A 19,655-nucleotide genomic window follows, 5' to 3' on the forward strand; every position below is an offset into this window, starting at 1 on the left:
CGACTCCGTTTCATTATAAGTTGGAGGATGCAGAGCGCACCTTGACACGCTGCAGCCGCAAAGCGTTAAGTACGACGGACACCGAACTGAGCGCCATCGCTGCTCCCGCCACCCAAGGGGCGAGAAGTCCAATCGCGGCGATTGGAATGCCGAGCGTGTTGTATCCGAGCGCCCAGAACAAATTCTGCCGGATATTCCTCATCGTTTTGCGGCTCATGTAGATCGCATCTGGAATGCTCGTCAGGTCGCCGCGCATCAGGGTGACATCCGCGGCCTCCATAGCCACGTCCGTACCGGTACCAATCGCCATGCCGATATCTGCCATAGCCAGCGCCGGGGCATCATTGATGCCGTCGCCGACCATCGCCACCTTCTTGCCCTGCGCCTGCAACTTCTTCACTTCTTCCGCCTTGCCTTCCGGAAGCACTTCGGCGCGGACATGATCGATGCCGACTTGCCCCGCAATCGCCAGTGCGGTGCGTTCGTTGTCTCCCGTAATCATGATGACCTCAATGCCCATTTCTTTCAGCCGCGTTACGGCTTCTTTCGATGTTTCTTTGATCGTATCAGCCACCGCGACGAGACCTGCATACGCTCCATCGACCGCGATCAGCATCGCCGTTTTTCCTTCTTCCTCGAGCTTCGTCATCCGGTCAAGCGCCTGTTCAACCGAAACCTTATATTTCGCCATTAGCTTGCGCGTACCAGCCAGAACCTCTCTGCCTTCGACGACGGCGCGGATCCCAAATCCCGGAATGGCCTCAAATTGTTCCGTTGCCGGAAGATCGATGCCTTTGGCTCTGATTCCGGCCACGATCGCTTCCGCAAGCGGATGCTCGGAGTCCTTCTCGGCAGCGCCAACCAAGCGAAGAAAAGCAGGCTCCTCCATATGTGAGGCGTCAACATCCGTAAGCTCTGGCTTACCCTTGGTTACGGTGCCGGTTTTGTCGAGAATGATCACATCGATCTTGTGTGTAGATTCCAGATGCTCGCCGCCTTTGAACAATACGCCAAGCTCTGCGGCGCGGCCTGATCCGGCCATTATTGATGTTGGTGTAGCAAGCCCCAGTGCGCAAGGGCAGGCGATGACCAGGATCGCAATTCCCTTTTCCAGTGCATTTGCGAAATCGCCGGGGGTAACCCAGAAGTACCAGACAACAAACGCGGCAACCGCGATTCCTACGACGATGGGCACGAAGATGCCGGAAATCACATCTGCTACCCGTTGAATAGGTGCTTTCGAGCCCTGTGCCTCTTCCACGACTTTAATGATTTGGGCAAGCGCAGTTTCCTTGCCGACCTTTGTCGCTTTCAATCTCAATCTGCCGTTTTTGTTGACTGTAGCGCCAATGACGGTATCTCCGGCTTTCTTATCAACTGGAATGCTCTCGCCGGTCAGCATCGATTCATCAACCGATGAGCTGCCTTCGAGCACTTCCCCATCCACCGGGATCTTCTCGCCGGGCTTAACCACCAAGATGTCGCCAGCAAGCACGTCTTCGACCGGAATCGTCAATTCCTGTCCGTCCCGAATTACAAGAGCCGTTTTCGCCTGAAGGCCCATCAGCGTCTTGATGGCTTCAGATGTGCGGCCTTTGGCCAGCGATTCAAACAGCTTTCCGAGAATGACCAGGGTGATGAGGACCGCACTCGTTTCGTAGTACATCGAGGGACCGTGATGAGCCATGCTGCCCATCGAAGCCCATTCAATCGTTAAGTATACGCTGTAAAAGTAAGCAGCAGATGTGCCGAGCGAGACGAGTACGTCCATATTCGCGCTTTTGTTCCGCAGCGCTTTGAAGGCGCCCACGTAGAACTGCTTGCCAATGTAAAATTGAACCGGTGTTGCCATTGCCAGCTGAAACCATGGATTCATGAATAGATCCGGCATCCAGATCCAGGATAAGAACGAGAAATGACTGACCATAGACCAGAGCAGCGGCAGGGAAAGTACGGCTGAGATGAGCAATTTGCGCTTTTGTTGCGAAATGGCTTTCACGCGATATTCCGAAGGATCGGCTTCGTCATGCTTCGCAATCGCTTTATAGCCAATCTTCGCCACGCGCTGTTGCATGTCGGCGATGGATACATCCGCCGCGTTAAATTCGACCCGTGCGGTTTCCATCGCAAAGTTAACGGAAGCGTTCGTTACGCCGGGCAATTTGTCGAGAACTTTTTCGATCTTATTTGCGCAAGCCGCGCATGTCATGCCTTCCAATTTGAAATTGACCACTTCTTTTGCCGTGCCGTAGCCAAGTTTTTTGATGGTTTCTTCCAACCGCTGGACATCGACCTTCGCCGGGTCATACGTTACGCTTGCTTTTTCCAAAGCGAAGTTTACGTTCGCGCTTGCCACGCCTTCGAGTTTGCCAAGTCCCTTCTCAATCTTATTCGCGCAGGCGGCACATGTCATGCCCGTGAGCTGCAAGGTCGTTTGATTGCTCTGGTCTGCTGCGATTGCTGTTGCCATTGGTGTTCACTCCTTATCTCGCCTGGGGTTGATTAAACAACGTCGTATCCTTGCTCCTCAATCGCTTCTTTAACAGTCTCGATGGAAACCTGATTTTCCTCATACTCGACGTCCACCGTGCCGCTTGCCAAATTCACTTTGCCGGCTGCTCCGATTTCTTTCAGTGCGCCTTCAATGGAGATTACGCAATGCTGGCAGCTCATACCTTCAACTTGCAATGTTTGTTTGATCATGTTCACTCGCTCCTTTATCGGATTAATTTGTTCTTGGTTTCTAATCTGACCTTCAATTCGATTCAGCCGGAGTGCAATAGCCAATTTCTCTTTCCCGATTAAGTAGCTACCGGTTTGAGGTGATGCCTTGGACTCCTTCATGTTCATTTCGGAACGATCTCCTTATTTTTAGCATACCCCTCTACCGTATATTAAGTCAATGTATTTTTACAGTACCCCCGTACCCTATAATGATAAGGATATAAAAAGCAGCATTGCTGCTGCTTGAACGCGGTCCGACCGTTACTTCATCAGTTTATTGATCGTCGTCATTAATTCCGATAATACTTCCGTATCCCCTTCTTGAATCCGTTCGATGACGCAACTTTTCATATGATATTCAAGCAGCAGCTTCCCGACACCGTTCAATGAAGCTTGCACCGAAGCGATCTGATTCAAAACATCGTCACAGTAAATATCTTTCTCAATCATGCCTTTAATGCCGCGAACCTGTCCCTCGATTCGATTCAATCGGTTGAGCAGACCACTCTTGGCTTTATCGGAATGATGGCTCTTGCGCTCACCTTCTCCATGGGTGCAGGAGCCCGGATCTTGCTCTATCGCTTGTTTCATGAGTATCGTTTCTTCGCTCATCGGAATCCCTCCTTTCTTATCAGTATAGCATACCCCTCATCCCTATACAAAATATATAATATAAGTTTGTTAATTCGATGGGCTCCAGTCAACTACGATGATTTGGCTCTGGGCCCGATTCTTGGATTACATGGCTGCCGTGTTGCTTTCTTCACCCTACTTAGGCGAACGGATAAACAAAAACGCTAGAACTGCACCTGCAAAAGCGACGATACCGGACCACAAAAACGCTTGTTGAAAGCCTTCGTTTAGCGCGGCGACCGGATCAACACCGGTTTGGGAAGCAGTTGTTGAGCCCGCAATCGCAACCATGATGGCCAAACTGATAGCTGATCCAATCTGGTAGCTCGTATTGGCGAGACCCGATGCAAGCCCTGCTTCTTCAGGTTTAGCCCCCGACATGGCGGACATCGTAGCCGGAATATAGGCAAGCGACATGCCAAGCGCACCAAGCAAGGAAGCTGGAAGCACGTTGGCGATGAAGTTCCCGTCAACCGGCGTATTGCCAGCGAACAGCAGCATCGAACCTCCGAGTGCAATCAATCCAATGACCAGGTTTGCTTTTATCCCGAATTTTCCGATTAATTTACCGGTAATCAAAATCATGAAGATAGCAATTAGAATCGTCATCGGCAGCAAGCCGACTCCGCCGGCGAAAGCAGAAAACTTTAGCACTTGCTGCATATAGAGATTGAGGAAATACCACAGCGGAATCCAACCACTGGCCAGCATAATGAGCGCGATATTGCCTGCAGCCAGATTGGATGCTTTAAAAATCTTCAGTGGAACAAGCGGCTCTTTTTTAGTTGCCTGAACGATCAGGAACAGGATAAATAACACGACTCCTGAAATAAGAGTCCACAACGTGGACGGCGCTCCCCATCCATTGTGTTCTGCAGTAACAATGCCATATACCACCAGCACCAAGGCCGCTGTGACGAAGATGGAACCAATCACATCAATGCTGCCTTTTCTTCGCATTCCCTTGGCCAAAAGTCCAGGAGACAGGAGCAACGCAATAATACCAACGGGTATGTTAATGAGAAAGGTCCACTGCCAGCTTAGCCACTCGGTAATGACCCCACCGAGAAACACACCGGCCGAACCGCCGGCAGCAGCTGATGCGCCCCAAAAACCTAATGCTTTCCCTAATTCTTTGGGGTTGCCGCCGAAGAGCATCATGACAATCGTTAACGCGGATGGGGCTATTAATGCGGCACCGAATCCTTGCAGGGCGCGGCCAACATTAAGCGCTTCCTCGTTCCAAGCGAGTCCTGCCAGCAAGGATGCTAACGTTAGAATGGAGAATCCCCACATGAATATACGCCGTTGACCAAATAGATCGGACAATCGACCACCAAGTAACAATAACCCGCCAAAGAAAATGACATACGCGTTGAACACCCATTGTAAACTTGCTTGTGTATAGCCGAGCGCTTCTTTGATGGCTGGCAGTGCAACGCCGATAATGGATGTGTCCATGATCACTATAAAATTGGCAAGACAAAGTAAGGCCAGCGCCATCCAGCGCTTGGGATCTGCTTGCGGTAAAGTCTGTGCTTGATTTTTCATAATTTTTTTCCTCCTCCTTATCAACCGATTATTTAAATTTTTTTGTGTCGACATGAATATAGTATAGCCCCCTACCCTATACGTCAAGAAAAATTTGTCATACTCTCCTCTGTTGCTGAAGAATTTAATGCTCGTTACATAAATCTCCAATTTAACCCATGCGTTTGCACTTGGTGACAGCGACGCTGGTATTCCCCCCCTTCGTTCCTTTTGCTTTTTGGCAGAATCTTCAGTTCAAGATATATAGGCTTCTCTCCCAAAATACAAATAGGGGGTGTCCCGGCAGCCATTTCCCGGCTGTTGGAACCCCCCCTATTGCAGGCTGTATAATCTATTAACGGCGGTGATTGGTGAAACGTCTGTACATGATCAAAGCGGCAATGACCATAGCGACTACAGCAACGCTGCTTGCTGAATCAGGTGTCATACCAAACAAGATGCACAGGTTGGTGACCAAGCTTCTCGTTAGCAGCGCGACCGCAATCAGCATTATCGGTCGCCAAATGTTATATCCTCTCATCCCCTGCAACACTCCTGACCCTTACACTATTTACATGCCATTATACCATATAGAAACTAGCCGCCAATCATTAGACCTGTTTGAATTCTATCCAGTCGATTTCGAGGCCCGGTTTGACAAAATCCAGCTTCAGCTCATAGACTCCGGCTTCCAGCTCTACCTTCACCAGCTTCTGTCTGATCCATTTGCCTTCGGTCCCATTCGTCTGAATGGTAGTCACCATTTGACCGTTCAGCGTCAGGTTGCTGGCACTTTGGGCAAGCTCCGGTTCCGGCGACATGATGTGGACGAAGATCCGGTATTGGCCGGCTTGATCCACTTGCAGATAAGTCGATCCTGCAGCAGGTTTAACCTGTGCATTCTTGGACAATGATTGTACCTGTTCCGCCGTCAAGGATGGGTTCGCCTTGAACGTATCGACTTTCTCAACAAGCTCATGCTTGCGGGAGAACACCGGCGCTTGCATGATGAACTGGCAAATATTCATCGCGGAGCGCTGAAGCTCCCCGCGGGTCAAGGTGCCATTGTCCAGCGATTCGATGGTGTTGTCATCCCAGCCGCCGATTTCGGCGCCATAGTTAGGCACAACCATGTACAGATCGTTTTGTGCACGAACCATCCAGTTCGTGTTTTTCCGGTCTGCGGGTCCTCCTTCGGCCACATCGTTCATGATTGCCCACCAGTCTGTCATGACAATCCCCGTGAAGCCCCATTCTCCACGCAGAATCGTGGTGTTCAGGTCATAATTGGAGGCTGCCCAGTGCCCGTTGACCGGGTTGTAGGAAGTCATAATCGAGTTGGCGCCGCCCTCTTTGACTGCAATTTCGAAGCCCTTCAGGTAAATCTCCCGCAGCGCGCGCTCGGATACAACAGCATCTACTTTACTGCGGTGTTTCTCCTGGTTGTTGCAGGCGAAGTGCTTCAGCGTAGCGTTAGAGCCGCCCTTCATGATCCCGCGCGTACAGGCTGCGGCGAACGCTCCGGAAATCAGCGGATCTTCCGAGAAATACTCAAAGTTGCGCCCATTCAGGGGACTGCGGCGGATATTGAGGCCTGGCCCGAGCAGCGTATCCACTTTGTTTCTCAGGAGTTCCTGCCCTTCCATCACATACAGCTCTTCGACCAGCTCAACATTCCAGGTGGCCGCAAGCAGGGTTCCGATAGACACCTGAGTGGCCTTGTCGCCGCTGTCCATCCGAATCCCGGACGGGCCGTCTGCTGTACAAGCTACCGGAATCCCGTAATTGAACAGCTGGTCGCTCACTCCGCCAAAGGCCGAAGCCGTACCCGGTGTAACCAGCGGACTGCTCATACCCTCGCCTCTGACGATGGCGGCCAAATCCTGGTCACTCAGCTGGGCGATGAAGGTTTCCATGCCGATTGTGCCATCCTTAACATCTCTTAATACATATCCCTTATTCCCGGTCTGCTCAAGGGTCTGCGGCAGGTTCTTCTCGATCCGTTCCGCCATGGAGACCTTACGCTTGGGTACCTCGGCCAACACCAGCTGATACGAACCGTCTTCCTTGCGTGCGCCTGGCTTCATTCTGGTGAAATCCTCCACCGGAGCCATCGCTTCCTGCAGCTGCTCTACAACCTGAACAGTGTCCACGATGTAGCCGTCTTGACCTTCTACGCTGACTTTCGTGAGCTGTTTGACACTGGTTCCTGCATATAAACCATACATGCCCTCTTCCAGCACATAAGCGGAAGCATGTCCGGTAACGCCCGCGTCGTCGTAGGAAGCCATGGAATGAACAGGGAAGCTCACGGTTATACGCTGTGATTCACCCGGCTGAAGGACCTTCGTCTTGCCGAATGCGGCCAGCGATTTGACCGGTTGACCCAGCTTGCCTTGCGGCGCTTCGTAATAGACCTGCACCACTTCTTTGCCGGCAAAAGTACCGCCTGTGTTGGTCACCGTTACACCTATTTCGAGGTATGGCTTGCCAGCTTGTGCAGTCAGCTTGGCTCCCTCTGGCTCTACTTTAAAGGAAGTATATGAAATCCCGTATCCGAATTCAAACAACACCTTATCCGGACAAAACGTCTCAAAATAACGGTAGCCCACATAAATATCTTCCTGATATAAATTCTTGAATTCATTCCCGTAATTCCGGGTCGATGGATAATCCTCAATGGAATAAGCAATCGTATCCGTTAATTTACCGCTCGGCGTCACCTCTCCAGCCAGTACATCGGCAATCGCATTGCCGCCTTCCATCCCGCCATGCCATGAGTAAATTACGGAAGCAATCGGGTGTACATAACTGTCATCATTCAGCCAGCTCATATCAATTATATTCGATACATTCAGCACAACCACGGTTTGTTCAAAATAAGCCGTGACTTGCTTCAGCATCGCCTGTTCTTCCGTTGTTAGTTGATAGCTGCCCGGCGCATCAGCATTATCCTGGTCTTCGCCCGCCGTGCGGCCGATTATCACAATCGCTTTGCCCGATGTACTTCTCGCCCGGGATACCAGCTCATCGGTTAAAGGCATCTCCTTCTGGTTCCACGGCTCAGCCGCCCAGACTTTTCCGCCGTCATCAAATGGATTTTGCTCAATCCACTGTTCATAGACCGCCGCAAGCTCCTCGTTGACCACAAGGTTCTTTTTACTGCGCAAGCCGTCCAGCAGATTGGTTGTATACGCAACATGTACACTTCCGCCGGAACCTGTGCCGCTGCGGTAATAATTCACTTGGGTTCTGCCAAAAACGGCTACGCTCTCGCCGTTCCCCAGCGGAAGCACCTGTCCTTCATTCTTCAATAATACTGCGCCTTCTGCGGCTACCGTCCGACTAAACTCGGCAAACCCTTCCAATGGAACACCCACACTTTGTGTACTCAAGTTGTTTCCTCCTGTTTGTCATTTCCCAACCTTGTGCTGGCTCTATAGTGAACCTATGCATGAATCTATAAACTATATCCTTTCAAGGATATAAGCTATTCCTTCAATATACAAGCATCGTCACCAAAAAACAAAATTCTGCACCTTTTATCATTTCAGGATCTTCTTCAGCTCTTCCGCCTGCCGTTTACTGTCCATTCTGGCGTAGACATAAAGAGCAATAGTATGCAGGACCACGGACAGCAGCAGCATTCCCGGCAGCCATGCAATAATCAGATCGAACATTTCTTTGGAGAACAACCATACAATAACCAGTCCGCCCAGACTGTTGAACGCGGAGGAAATCAGGATATTCAACTTGAGTTGCCTCCTTTCACTTCCCATATTATAAGCAAAACCGGGCCAAAACTACTTTATTTCGTTTTCTTGCAGAATAACGCAAGTTTGTTGCATAGGATCAAAGATAGACTTTCGAACAATCCCTTATTGCTGCACATGAATACACTGAGGTATCAATATTAAGGGGTGAGGAACATTAGAACTTTCAGAGCTTTTCTAAAAGGAAGAAACGAAATCCCTCCTGTAAGAACCGTCGCTGTAGGAAATGCCGTTTTTCAGCTTAACCGCAACTGTGACAGATTACATTTCAGACTGGTCGTCCGGAATATTAACCGGGTCACTGACGCCCACATCCATCTCGGGCGGAGAAATCAGAACGGTCCGGTTGTCGCCACCCTGTTCGGCCCAACGAAATTCGGCATTTCCGTACGACGCGGAGTGATTCGGGGGACGCTCACCCGCAGCGACCTGGTGGGTCCTTTAACCGGAAGAACGCTTCGTGATCTGGTCCGTGAAATTGAACGTTGTAATGCTTATGTCAATGTTCACACCACACAACACCCCAATGGAGAAATCCGCGGCCAGATTCTTTCGTAGACGCTCATATGGACGCTCCGCAAACGGAGCGTTGTTCCAATCGCTGTCCCCCATAACCAAAAACGCAAAGCAGCGATTCTCCAAGTAACTGGAGAATCGCTGCTTTGCTGACTTTACAACTTCCTAAATGAGCTAGAAACATGGACCATTTTGTGAGAAGTCGTTATTCTTCTGGAATATCTACAATAATGTAATTTTGATCTGTATTGTTTCGCGACACTTCGGCTGCTTTAAAAATCACATCGTTCCAGTTGTCTTTATTGATCAAGCTATATCCGGTAGATCCAATATGAGGCATCCAGCGGAAGCTGGCAAATGTGGTATCTTTAAATTGAGGCAGAGTCCCTACCTCATTTGTAATCGATCTGTTTATGAAATAGAGGTTAGCTTGTGTAGTAGCCTTATCACCTGTGAGCGCCTGCCATTTAAGGTGGGCTACATAGTTAGAGACTTGATAATAATTGATCACGTTGTTGTTCACCTCAATAAATCGGTCGTACGCTTTTTCCGGAAAATAATATTGAAGACTTGCTGTGTCCAACGTCGGTTCATGGTCCTTAGTAAGCTGTGAAACTCTAGGCATATTAATCGCCGCATTTCTGGAAGTGCTTAATTGACTGTTTTTGAAGTCAGCTATCAACTTTGCACTTGGTTTCGTAATAAACGCAGTTTGGGTAGATTGATTCCAGGTTACGGAACTGTTCATTGCTTCTGTAACAAAACGCAAAGGAATCATCGTCTTGCCGTTATGGATAAATGGCGCGGTACTTAGTTTAACGGGGACACCGTTTTTTTGTGCTGTAGCTTTGTTAATGGTTAACAGTAGATTCGTTTTGCTGCCTTTCACGGATACTTGCTTGGTAATGTTATTCCAGTAAAAGGTCAAGTTATCCAGGCTTTTGGCTCCAGTCAAGCTGAGGAATACCTGATTGTTTTTCAAAAGGATATCCTCTGCTGCTAGCTTGGTGTTGTTGATGACAACATGAGTTTCTCCTTTGGACTGGGCTGCTGCCTCATTGTTATTTGGAGAGAGCAAAATGGCAGCACACAATAATACAGAAGAAAACAGCCCGGGTCTCTTCATAAATAAAACCTCCTGAATATTATTTTCAAACTCAATAAATTGAAACATAAATAAAATACGATCCCGTAACTTCCAATATTATACTATTATTAACAGACAAAGCAAAGGAGCACTGCGGACCCTCCTTGAACACTTCCAGACAGACGCTGGATCAATCAACCTTTCCGTCTTTGGTGATGAACTCGGTGACCGCGATTGAGTTGAAATAGAACGTTTCCCTCTAAAAGTGTTATGACCGCTATTACAATTTGTAAAGTTATGTTCCATATTCTCAGCTATTTTGTTACTTATGGGGCCTTTCTCGATCTGCTATTCTTGATTTGCAACGACAATATAAAGTTTTTCCAGGGAGGTTGTCGCTTTTGAAAAAGAAACGCTGGATCGCCGGGATCACATCACTCGTGCTTACGATGGGGCTGATGGCAGGATGTTCGGGTAATGGCAACAGCAGTTCACCCGCCCCCAATAATGAAAGCGCCTCCGGGAAAGCCGGCAGCCCGGTTACGCTGAAAATGTGGGGTGGCGTTCCTCCGGAATCGGGACCCCAGGAGGTGATCGACACCTGGAACAAGGAGCATCCCGAGATCCAGGTGGAATATGTCCGCTTCGTGAATGATGATGACGGGAACCTGAAGCTCGATACTGCCATGATTACTGGGCAAGATGTGGATTTATTTGTGAACTATACCGTCTCTCATACTACCAAACGGGTCGAATCCAATCTGGCTCTGGATCTCAGCTCATTTACTGACTACAATATTGATGAAAAAATGGGGCCCGATGCAGAAAGCTGGAAAATCGACGGCAAATATTATGGTGTTCCCACTACAAAAAGCTCCTACTTCATTGCACTGAACAAAGATGCCTTGGACGCTGCCAATCTGCCGGTTCCGAAAGACTGGACCTGGGACGAACTTCGCGAATATGCCAAAAAGCTGAAGGTCGGCGATAACTACGGCTTTATTCAGAATATGGAGCCCTTCGTCGATCCCCTTGACTCCGTATTGTCACAGGAAGGCTACACCAAAGCGGACGGCACCTCTAATCTCGATCAGCCGCTCGTCAGAAAATGGCTGGAGACTTTAAATATTATGATGAAGGAGGATAAGACCACACCCGCGCTTGGAGAACAATTGACTTCTAAAATGCCGGTCGAACAGGTCTTCCTGAGTGGAGATGTACCTATGCTGAATATAGGGGCATGGCTGCTGCGCAGCTCAAACAACTTCACGGATTTCCCCCGTGACTTCAAGATTGCGTTTGCCCAAGTTCCGCGGCTGGGAGACAGTGCAGAGAAATATGTAACCCGTGGCGGACTGGGCGACTATATCTCCATTAATGCCAAATCCAAAAAGCAGGCGGAAGCGTGGGAATTTCTAAAATGGTATGCGGATGGAGGCATGGCGCCAATGGCCGCAGGGGGAAGACTCCCCGCCTCCAAGGATGCCAATCAGGAGGATGCTCTTAATAACCTCCTGGGAGATAAAAAAGATACCTATGACCTGGACTCACTCATGCACGTCATGTTTGAGGACACAACACCCACTTATGTCCGCAGCCTGCCGCAGGAAGTGATGGATCTGCGTGCTCAGGAATACGAGAAATATTTCCTCGGCTCACAGTCGATTGATCAAACCATCGACGCCATGACAACCCGGCATGAAAGTTATTTGAAACAGAACAAATAAAGGGGATGCACCTGACATTTTCAACTCAGACGCTTTTAAACAGGCTTTGAAGCGGTCAGGGTTCCCTACTGGACCGGCTGTGCAAGGAAGCGGACTCAGGTGCTCTTATTTGAGGTAACGAAGGGGGTTGTTCTTTTATGCGGACACAGGTGCTCTTATTGTATGATCTCTTTCCCAAAACGAGGGTCAATGGATCATTTAACGGCTCCTGAGTCCGTTTGACCAGAAAAATGAGCTGATTTCGCGAAATAACGTTTCTACGGTCCGTTAAGTTGATCAAGTGGTATTCAAGGACGGGATTTCCCCGTCCTTTTCTGTATAGGGAGATGCGGATGGGCCAGTATATGAACAATGTCAACCCTTTCCGATAGAACAAATCTATGCGTTATTCTGTGCAAAAAAGGCGGGACTGCAACAAAACCATGCAATTCCAGATATTGCGTATGGGCCTTTTTTTATATGCTATAATCTAAAGCAAAGCTGCCGTTGCCCTAAATACCGCATATGCAATCGGATTGGAGGTCGCATCCGTGTGTCAAACCTAATGCGTGTTCTCATGCCTCAAAAATTAAAATACCGTCTGTTCACAGCCTTTGTGTTTTTAATTCTTCTGCCTTTTTGTGCGCTGAATCTATACAACTATCAGCGTATTGAAACGCTGGTGCAGAAAAAAATCAGCCAGCAAAGCCACTATCAGCTGGAGCAGCTGTACCGGACACTGGAGGATCAAATCAGCATCGCTTTTAAAACCTTGATTTTCTTAAAGCAGGACGATACGGTAAAAACTGTACTTAACCACCCGGAGCAGCGAAATAAGCTTGAAAATAAAAGGGTGATGGAAAACATCTTCAAAAATTTGAACAACAGCTTCTTTTTATATAACCCTTCGGTTTATTTTATGATTCTGGATAATAATGAAAGCGTATACACCTCATATCCGCCAAAAGCTTCCCTTGTCTACAGTGAATTAAAAAAACAGCCGGGTTTTGACCGAAACCAGATGAATGCGAGCGCCTATCATTGGGTGCCCAATGACAGCAATTATGTAGTAAGAGATGTCTCAACCAGTGCCTATCTGCTATCCCTGTATGCTTATTTGGAGGATGCCCGCAATAAACCTTACGGCATGGCCAGAATCAGCATTGATTATTCCTATTGGCTCCGCTCCATTCACAAACAATCGGATCTTCAGCAGCAGTATTTCCTGATCACCCACTCGGGGGAGAATATCTCCCAGTCTGTTCCGGACAGTGCGCTGCCGGATGAGGTGAAGAACCGGATCGCAGAATTGCCCGGCCAGCAGTATTTTATCGACAAGGGCTCTAATTCTTTAATTAATTATATTTATGTGGAATCGCTGGACTGGTATATCGTCAACCGTATTCCACTGTCTGTGTTATTTGTAGAGATCGAAGAACTTAAGCGGCAGTATTTTATTACTTTTTTTGCGCTAATGGGTATCTTTCTGATGATGACCTTCGTCATTTCAACAACAATCACCCGCCCCCTGTCCCATTTGCAGAACAAAATGAAAGCTGCGGTGCACAAAAATCTAAAAATCCGTTTGCCGGAACATAAATTCAGCGGTGAGATTCTGGAGCTGACCCGCACCTTTAATACGATGCTCGATGATACGAACAGCCTGATCCAAAAGCTGAAGATTGAGGAGCGCCAGAAGGAGGCTGTTCATTTTCAAATGCTGCTGGCCCAGACGAATCCCCACTTTTTACTCAATACACTAAATACCATTAAATGGATCGCCATCCGTGAACGTAATGAGGATATTACAACGATGACGCTCTCGCTCGGCAAGCTGCTGGAGGCCAGTCTGAACACAGATAAGGATCTGATCTACTTTAAAGATGAAATAGAGCTGGTGCAGGCTTATGTCCATATTCAGCAGGTCCGGTACCCTCATAAATTCGAGGTGGATTATCAGTACGAGGAAGACATTCTGTATGCATTGGTTCCCAAACTCAGTCTGCAGCCGCTGGTGGAGAATGCCATTATTCACGGCATCAGTCCGCTTCCCGGCAACGGCTTTATCCAAATCAAGGTATACCGGGATGGAGAAAGCAAGCTGGTCGTAGAGGTCAAGGACAACGGCGTAGGCATGGGGAACTCCCCCCGGCCAACCGAACGCAAGCGCCCGGGCATCGGACTAAGCAACATTAAGGAACGGTTACGGCTTTTGTTCAGAGATGAAGGCTCTATGGAAATCCTCTCCTCAGAGCAGGGCGTTACGATCCGGTACACCCTTCCGCTGCTGCTGTCTACACCCTACGATAATGAGCTTCCGGCTTAATACCCTAACGAACGGGAGGTTATCCATTCATGTGGAAAGTATTGCTGGTAGAAGATGAAGTTTTTGTACGCGAATCTGTGCGGGAGATCATCGCCTGGGAAGAACTTGGCTTTTCGGTTAGCGGGGAAGCCGGAAACGGCGTTGAGGCGCTCGAAATGATTCGGAACGATGCACCCGACCTGGTGATTACTGATATTATCATGCCGCAAATGGATGGTGTAGAGCTGCTCAGGAAAACCCGGGAAGAGGGCTATGCCTCCCGTTTTGTTATGCTCACTTGCATGAGTGACTTTGAATATGTGAGGCAGGCCATGGAATACGGGGCTTCGAATTATATTCTAAAGCTGTCCATGAGTGTCAACTCACTGCGGGAGACGCTGCGGAAGATCAGCCAGGAGCTATTAAAGGATCATGACACCCACAAGAACAACTCGACCACAGCTGTAGCGGGGTCCGGAATGGATGAGACGGACGATACGAAGCTGTCACCACTTCTGCCTGAAGAGGTGACCTCCCATCCCGAGATTCAGAAAATACTGCAATATATTCATACCCACTACCCGCAGGATATTACCGTCAAATCCATGTCCCAGTATGTCATGATGGGTGAAAACTATGTCAGCACCTTATTCAAAAAGAAAACGGGGCAAACCCTGATCCATTACCTGCATCAAGTACGCATCAAACAGGCGGTACAACACCTGATCCAATCCGATCTGCCGGTCTATGAGATTGGGAACCGGGTCGGTTTTGTAAATGACAATTACTTCATTAAGATATTCAAGCGCTTAACTGGACAAACGCCAAGCCAGTTCCGGCAAAGGAACAGAAAAAGCGGCACAGAGCAGATCAGTATTTAATGATTAGCCTCCTTACACAAGAAAGGGCAGTGGCCTTCCTCCAGGGGAAAGCCGCTGCCCTTTCTTGTGGGTCCGGATAGAACAAAACTATGGAGCGCAGCAGCCGGTCGGGCCGTGCAAATGTATATTTCTGTAGCATGAAGTCAATGGTTTTGTTCCTTAACCCTGATCGTTCCCCTTGTTATGCTTGAAGTGCATTCAAAAGACCCAAGGAGGAGTGGAACCAGGTGAAATTATCTTGGATGAAACGGCAGCAGTATCTGGGCTATCTGTTTATCGGGCCAAATATGATTGGCGTGATTCTATTTTTTATTATCCCCGCCATCTATTCTTTTTACCTCATGTTTACAGACTACAAATTTATGAGTCCCGACACCCATTTCATCGGACTGGCTAACATTCAAAAAATGCTGGGTGATGAGGTATTCTATATCGCCATCAAGAACACTCTTATGTTCCTGTTATCCGTACCGGTATCCATTGGACTTGCATTTATCGTAGCGGTCATTCTAAATCGTTCCGTGTACTTAAAAAAGCTGCTGCGCGCATTATATTTTATGCCGTACATTACAAGCGGGGTTGCCGTGGCTTTTGTCTGGATGCTGCTGTTTCATCCCAACAATGGCCCTATCAACGGCATACTGCGCTCTATAGGCATCGCCAATCCTCCAGGCTGGTTATCCACCATGGAAACCTCGATGTATGCCATCGATATTATCTGGATCTGGTTCATGCTTGGCTATAACATGATTATCTATTTGGCGGCCCTGCAGGAAGTGTCCGGTGAACTGCTGGAAGCAGCCAAAATCGACGGAGCCCGGACCTGGCAGACGGTGCGCAGTATATTGTGGCCGCTGGTCAGCCCAACCACCTTCCTGCTCCTGATTACCGGACTCATCATGTCGATTAAGCAGTTCGGGATTATCCAGGCCATAACACAAGGTGGACCGGGGAACAGCACCACCGTATTATCCTTGTTCATCTACCAGAATGCATTCCGTTACTACGAAATGGGCTATGCCTCAGCGGTTTCTTGGGCGCTGTTCTTGATTATTATGATTTTTACCGTCATCCAATGGCTCGGTCAGAAACGCTGGGTTCACTACTAAAGGAGGAGAACGCAATGAATAAATCCCTGCTCAATAAAAGTATCATCACGCTCATTATGCTGTTCTTCAGCTTTGTAATGATTGTTCCTTTCCTCTGGATGATCAGTACCTCGTTTAAGACACCGGCCGAAGTATTTGAATATCCCATTAAGTGGATTCCAACTCATTTCAATTGGGAGCATCATCTAAAGGTATGGACAGGCCAAAGCAGTTTTGTGCATTATTATTTAAATTCACTTAAAGTTGCTGTGATCAGTACAATAGGTGCTGTTCTGCTATCGTCATTGGCAGCCTATGGCTTCTCCAGAATTGAATTTAAAGGCCGCAACACCATGTTCATGGTATACCTGTCGATGATGATGGTTCCCCCTCAGGTGCTGTTTGTGCCCAAATTCATCATGTTCGATTGGGCCGGCATTTTTAACACCCATTGGGCGCTCATTTTGCCCGGTATGTTCACCATCTTTGGGGTTTTTATGATGCGGCAGTTTTTCCTCTCCGTTCCCCAGGAGATTTCGGAAGCGGCTTTTATAGATGGAGCAGGCCATTTCCGCATTTTTTCCCGGATTATTCTGCCTATGGCCAAACCATCACTCGCCACCTTGGCGATCATCGACTTCTCCTGGCACTGGAATGACTATGAGAATGCCCTTGTCTTTCTAATTGATCATGACCTGTTTACCGTACCGCTGGGTCTACAGAATTTCATTCTGGAGAACAACGTGGATTACAACGGAATGATGGCAGCTGCCACCGCCGGCATTATTCCTATGATCGTCGTATTCCTGCTGGGTCAGAAATATATTATTGAGGGTGTGGCGAGCTCTGCAGTGAAGGGTTGAGCAATTTACCACTCCTATCCCGCTTTCAGGAAGCTGGCGTTCCGGATCAGCTTCCTGCACCTACACGTTGATCAATCCCATTTTCTATCCGTGCGAGGACTTCAAGTTAACCACCACAACTCCCGCAATAATGAGCAATACGCCAACGGTAGTCGTGATATTCGCCGTTTCTTTCCAGATTACAATTCCGATAAGGACGGTTAATGCCGTTCCTACTCCTGACCATATAGCATACGCTATGCCCAGCGGGATTTGCTGCAGCGACAAGGACAAGGAATAGAATGCCAGCCCAAAACACAACAACGTCCCGATAATCGGATATATTTTGGTGAACCCTTCAGATGCTTTAAGCAGTGAAGTCCCGAAGAGTTCAGTTACAATCGCTATAGCCAAAAAAATATATGCCTTCATCTCTCTGTTCACCCCTTTACTTAGTGCCTTCCTTATAGATGCCAACCAGCAAAAGATCGACCATTTGCCCGAGCGCCTTCTCCAAAGACAACCCATTGCGGGCTGCATGTCGGTGTTCCATCAGATGATAGAACGCACCAATGTACACTTGGATAAACAGCTCCAAATCAAACTCGCGGATTTCCCCAGTTGCAACTCCTTCTTCGACTAATAATCGAATGTTATCCCAACCTTTGCGGACATAGTTATCGACTTCCTGCCATTGAGCAGGGTACCGCTGTTTGAGTTCCTCAAGAATATGTATATCCTGAAAAACAAACCCGCGCGGCAGCAACGCCAAGGTCTGATGCAGCTTGTGCCGGAGAGAAAGGGAGCTGTCCCCCATGATCTCCTTCTCGGCATTTCTCATCTCTGAGATCGACCGCTCCACAATAGCGCCTATAATGCTCTCCTTGGATTCAACATATTGATACACCGTCTTGGTGCTTATCCCCAAAAGCTTCGCTACATCCCTTATCGAAAACTTCAATCCCCGCTTGATAATTTCATCCTCCGAGGCTTGAATGATCCTTTCTCTCATCGTTCTCACCTCCAAACTTCATGATCCCAGGCAGAAAGAACAGCGGGTATATCATGAGGAACAAATTAGGAATCCACCAGAACCAGTCCAAATCCATTTGTATCGCCCAGAAAGCAATGGCCTGGAGCCCTGAACAAAAAGTCAAAGTTAAAGAAATAATACAAAGTGGCTGCCACAAGCCCTTATTCCTTCTAAAAAAATACATACTTAAAAGGCCTGTGCAGGAGATCAAAAGATCGAGTGGAACGAAAGACACATTCCACGCCACCATCAGTTCATTGTCATAGTTCTTATATAAATATTCTTTGGGCACCAGATGAAGCCAGGTGATTAACCAATAGATTAAAAATCCTACATCAGTTACCACCATGAATGTTTTTAGTGTTTTTCCCATTTACTCCCCCCTCCCTGTATAGCGGAAAATGAAGAAACCATATTGGTTTCCGTGTTTTATTTTAGAGTATTTCCTTCCCTTATTCAAGTGCTCAGCAAGCCACGGTGGTTTACATAGGCTGCCGTTCATACCAATACCCCGGAATGCCCCGTTCCCGCCGCTTCGGCCAGTACAGAAATTGCTTATTCATGGCTCTAATCATCTTTCTCGTTGTTTTAAGAAGTTAAGGCTCGAGGGTTGCACCGTTGCTACTATAAGTTGACAAAATGTATCTGGTAAATGATAGTATGTCCCTCTTCAATTTGATATCCTTTATTCATCAAATCGAACATCAAACAAGGAGGATCTAATAAGTATGGTTTTTGGAGAAAAAATTCACAAACTCAGAAAAGAGCATGGATTGTCCCAAGAAGCATTGGCTGAAAAATTAGATACCACGCGGCAAGCGGTCAGCAAATGGGAAAATAATCAGGGGTATCCTGAAACAGAAAAATTGCTTATGCTAAGTACTATTTTTGAAGTATCCGTTGACTACCTGTTAAAAGAAAGCTCAGACAATCTCATGGAGAGTGAAAAAGGCCACTATGTAAGCAGAGAAATGGCAGCTGGTTATTTGCTGTCCGCAAGGAAACAAGCCAAATATTTGGCGGCGGGATTTTGTCTGTTGATTTTTTCAGCGATTCCATATTTCCTGTTCAAACATTCAGTATCTATTTTTATAGTTTCGTGTCTTACCATTGCGACTCTTGGTATTGTATCCTTTGTTGTTGCCGGCACTGCAGATGATAAAAAGTATAGGGCAATCACTAAAGAACCGCTAATCTTTGACCCGAATACATTAAAAGAGCTAAAGGCCCAGTACGCACTGTTAAAAAGAAAGCACTTGGTTTTTTCGATCATCGGTACAATTTGTGTTGCAGTTGGCGGGCTTTCCTTTGCTTTTGCACGAAAAGGGTTATTAGATATAACCGCACAGTCTATGGCTCCATACTATGCACTTTGCGTATTTCTGCTTGGAATTGGTGCCTATATTCTGACTAATCTGCTCGCTACCAGTGAAACATACTCTGTTCTAATTGAGAACGATGAATACGTCAATCGGTTCAGTGCCCGTCTGGCAAGAAAATCAAAAAAAGTATTGAGAAAATTTGAAGATTAAGCTGG

The 19,655-nt window shown here is 47.7% G+C and carries 18 protein-coding genes; 7 read left to right on the plus strand and 11 right to left on the minus strand.

The window, feature by feature from the left end:
• Positions 1–13 precede the first annotated feature (13 nt).
• The 7 genes from IEY53_RS04835 to IEY53_RS04865 form a co-directional block, all read right to left on the minus strand.
• Positions 14–2,470: a heavy metal translocating P-type ATPase gene (locus tag IEY53_RS04835; RefSeq protein WP_189022491.1), complete on the minus strand. Its 2,457-nt coding sequence runs from the start codon at positions 2,468–2,470 to the stop codon at positions 14–16.
• Between the two features lie 32 nt (positions 2,471–2,502).
• Positions 2,503–2,703 carry a copper ion binding protein gene (locus IEY53_RS04840; RefSeq protein WP_189022621.1) on the minus strand — a complete coding sequence of 67 codons (201 nt, stop codon included), beginning with the start codon at positions 2,701–2,703 and terminating at the stop codon, positions 2,503–2,505.
• Positions 2,704–2,985: 282 nt separating this feature from the next.
• A complete protein-coding gene (locus IEY53_RS04845) occupies positions 2,986–3,315 on the minus strand; it encodes a metal-sensitive transcriptional regulator (protein ID WP_229695997.1) in 330 nt (109 codons plus the stop codon).
• A 177-nt stretch (positions 3,316–3,492) separates the two neighbouring features.
• Complete coding sequence (locus IEY53_RS04850; protein ID WP_189022494.1) at positions 3,493–4,908, minus strand: MFS transporter; 1,416 nt, start codon at positions 4,906–4,908, stop codon at positions 3,493–3,495.
• Positions 4,909–5,242: 334 nt separating this feature from the next.
• Positions 5,243–5,398, minus strand: a complete 156-nt coding sequence (locus IEY53_RS04855) for a hypothetical protein (RefSeq protein ID WP_308424205.1) — start codon at positions 5,396–5,398, stop codon at positions 5,243–5,245.
• Positions 5,399–5,498: 100 nt separating this feature from the next.
• Complete coding sequence (locus tag IEY53_RS04860; protein ID WP_189022498.1) at positions 5,499–8,282, minus strand: glycoside hydrolase family 3 C-terminal domain-containing protein; 2,784 nt, start codon at positions 8,280–8,282, stop codon at positions 5,499–5,501.
• Positions 8,283–8,432: 150 nt separating this feature from the next.
• Entirely contained in the window at positions 8,433–8,639 is a 207-nt protein-coding gene (locus IEY53_RS04865) for a hypothetical protein (protein WP_189022500.1), read from the minus strand.
• Between the two features lie 177 nt (positions 8,640–8,816).
• On the opposite strand from IEY53_RS04865, the gene IEY53_RS04870 reads away from it, so the two are divergent.
• Complete coding sequence (locus IEY53_RS04870) at positions 8,817–9,218, plus strand: CHRD domain-containing protein (RefSeq protein WP_189022623.1); 402 nt, start codon at positions 8,817–8,819, stop codon at positions 9,216–9,218.
• Between the two features lie 163 nt (positions 9,219–9,381).
• Here IEY53_RS04870 and IEY53_RS04875 read toward each other — a convergent pair whose 3' ends face one another.
• Entirely contained in the window at positions 9,382–10,302 is a 921-nt protein-coding gene (locus IEY53_RS04875; protein ID WP_189022502.1) for a copper amine oxidase N-terminal domain-containing protein, read from the minus strand.
• 362 nt (positions 10,303–10,664) lie between these two features.
• On the opposite strand from IEY53_RS04875, the gene IEY53_RS04880 reads away from it, so the two are divergent.
• The 5 genes from IEY53_RS04880 (at position 10,665) to IEY53_RS04900 (ending at position 17,106) form a co-directional block, all read left to right on the plus strand.
• A complete protein-coding gene (locus IEY53_RS04880; RefSeq protein WP_229695986.1) occupies positions 10,665–11,990 on the plus strand; it encodes an ABC transporter substrate-binding protein in 1,326 nt (441 codons plus the stop codon).
• Between the two features lie 556 nt (positions 11,991–12,546).
• Positions 12,547–14,295: a cache domain-containing sensor histidine kinase gene (locus IEY53_RS04885; RefSeq protein ID WP_229695987.1), complete on the plus strand. Its 1,749-nt coding sequence runs from the start codon at positions 12,547–12,549 to the stop codon at positions 14,293–14,295.
• Between the two features lie 29 nt (positions 14,296–14,324).
• Complete coding sequence (locus IEY53_RS04890; RefSeq protein ID WP_189022506.1) at positions 14,325–15,155, plus strand: response regulator; 831 nt, start codon at positions 14,325–14,327, stop codon at positions 15,153–15,155.
• A gap of 227 nt (positions 15,156–15,382) precedes the next feature.
• Complete coding sequence (locus tag IEY53_RS04895; RefSeq protein ID WP_189022508.1) at positions 15,383–16,264, plus strand: carbohydrate ABC transporter permease; 882 nt, start codon at positions 15,383–15,385, stop codon at positions 16,262–16,264.
• Positions 16,265–16,278: 14 nt separating this feature from the next.
• Positions 16,279–17,106 carry a carbohydrate ABC transporter permease gene (locus tag IEY53_RS04900; protein ID WP_189022510.1) on the plus strand — a complete coding sequence of 276 codons (828 nt, stop codon included), beginning with the start codon at positions 16,279–16,281 and terminating at the stop codon, positions 17,104–17,106.
• 84 nt (positions 17,107–17,190) lie between these two features.
• Here the strand turns inward: IEY53_RS04900 and IEY53_RS04905 are convergent, their stop codons facing one another.
• From IEY53_RS04905 to IEY53_RS04915, 3 genes are read right to left on the minus strand one after another with little or no spacing between them, the layout of a single operon-like run.
• On the minus strand, positions 17,191–17,517 hold the full coding sequence (locus tag IEY53_RS04905) for a DMT family transporter (RefSeq protein ID WP_189022512.1): 327 nt from the start codon (positions 17,515–17,517) through the stop codon (positions 17,191–17,193).
• A gap of 16 nt (positions 17,518–17,533) precedes the next feature.
• The gene (locus IEY53_RS04910; protein ID WP_189022514.1) at positions 17,534–18,097 is read right to left on the minus strand and encodes a TetR/AcrR family transcriptional regulator; all 564 of its coding nucleotides are present in this window, start codon (positions 18,095–18,097) and stop codon (positions 17,534–17,536) included.
• A complete protein-coding gene (locus tag IEY53_RS04915; protein WP_189022516.1) occupies positions 18,063–18,491 on the minus strand; it encodes a YvaD family protein in 429 nt (142 codons plus the stop codon). The genes IEY53_RS04910 and IEY53_RS04915 overlap by 35 nt, the downstream gene beginning before the upstream one ends.
• Before the next feature lie 355 nt (positions 18,492–18,846).
• Between IEY53_RS04915 and IEY53_RS04920 the strand changes: the two genes are divergently transcribed.
• Entirely contained in the window at positions 18,847–19,650 is an 804-nt protein-coding gene (locus tag IEY53_RS04920) for a helix-turn-helix domain-containing protein (RefSeq protein WP_189022518.1), read from the plus strand.
• Positions 19,651–19,655 lie beyond the last annotated feature (5 nt).

This window comes from Paenibacillus albidus (genome assembly GCF_014644435.1).
Taxonomy (GTDB): Bacteria; Bacillota; Bacilli; order Paenibacillales; family Paenibacillaceae; genus Paenibacillus_AQ; species Paenibacillus_AQ albidus.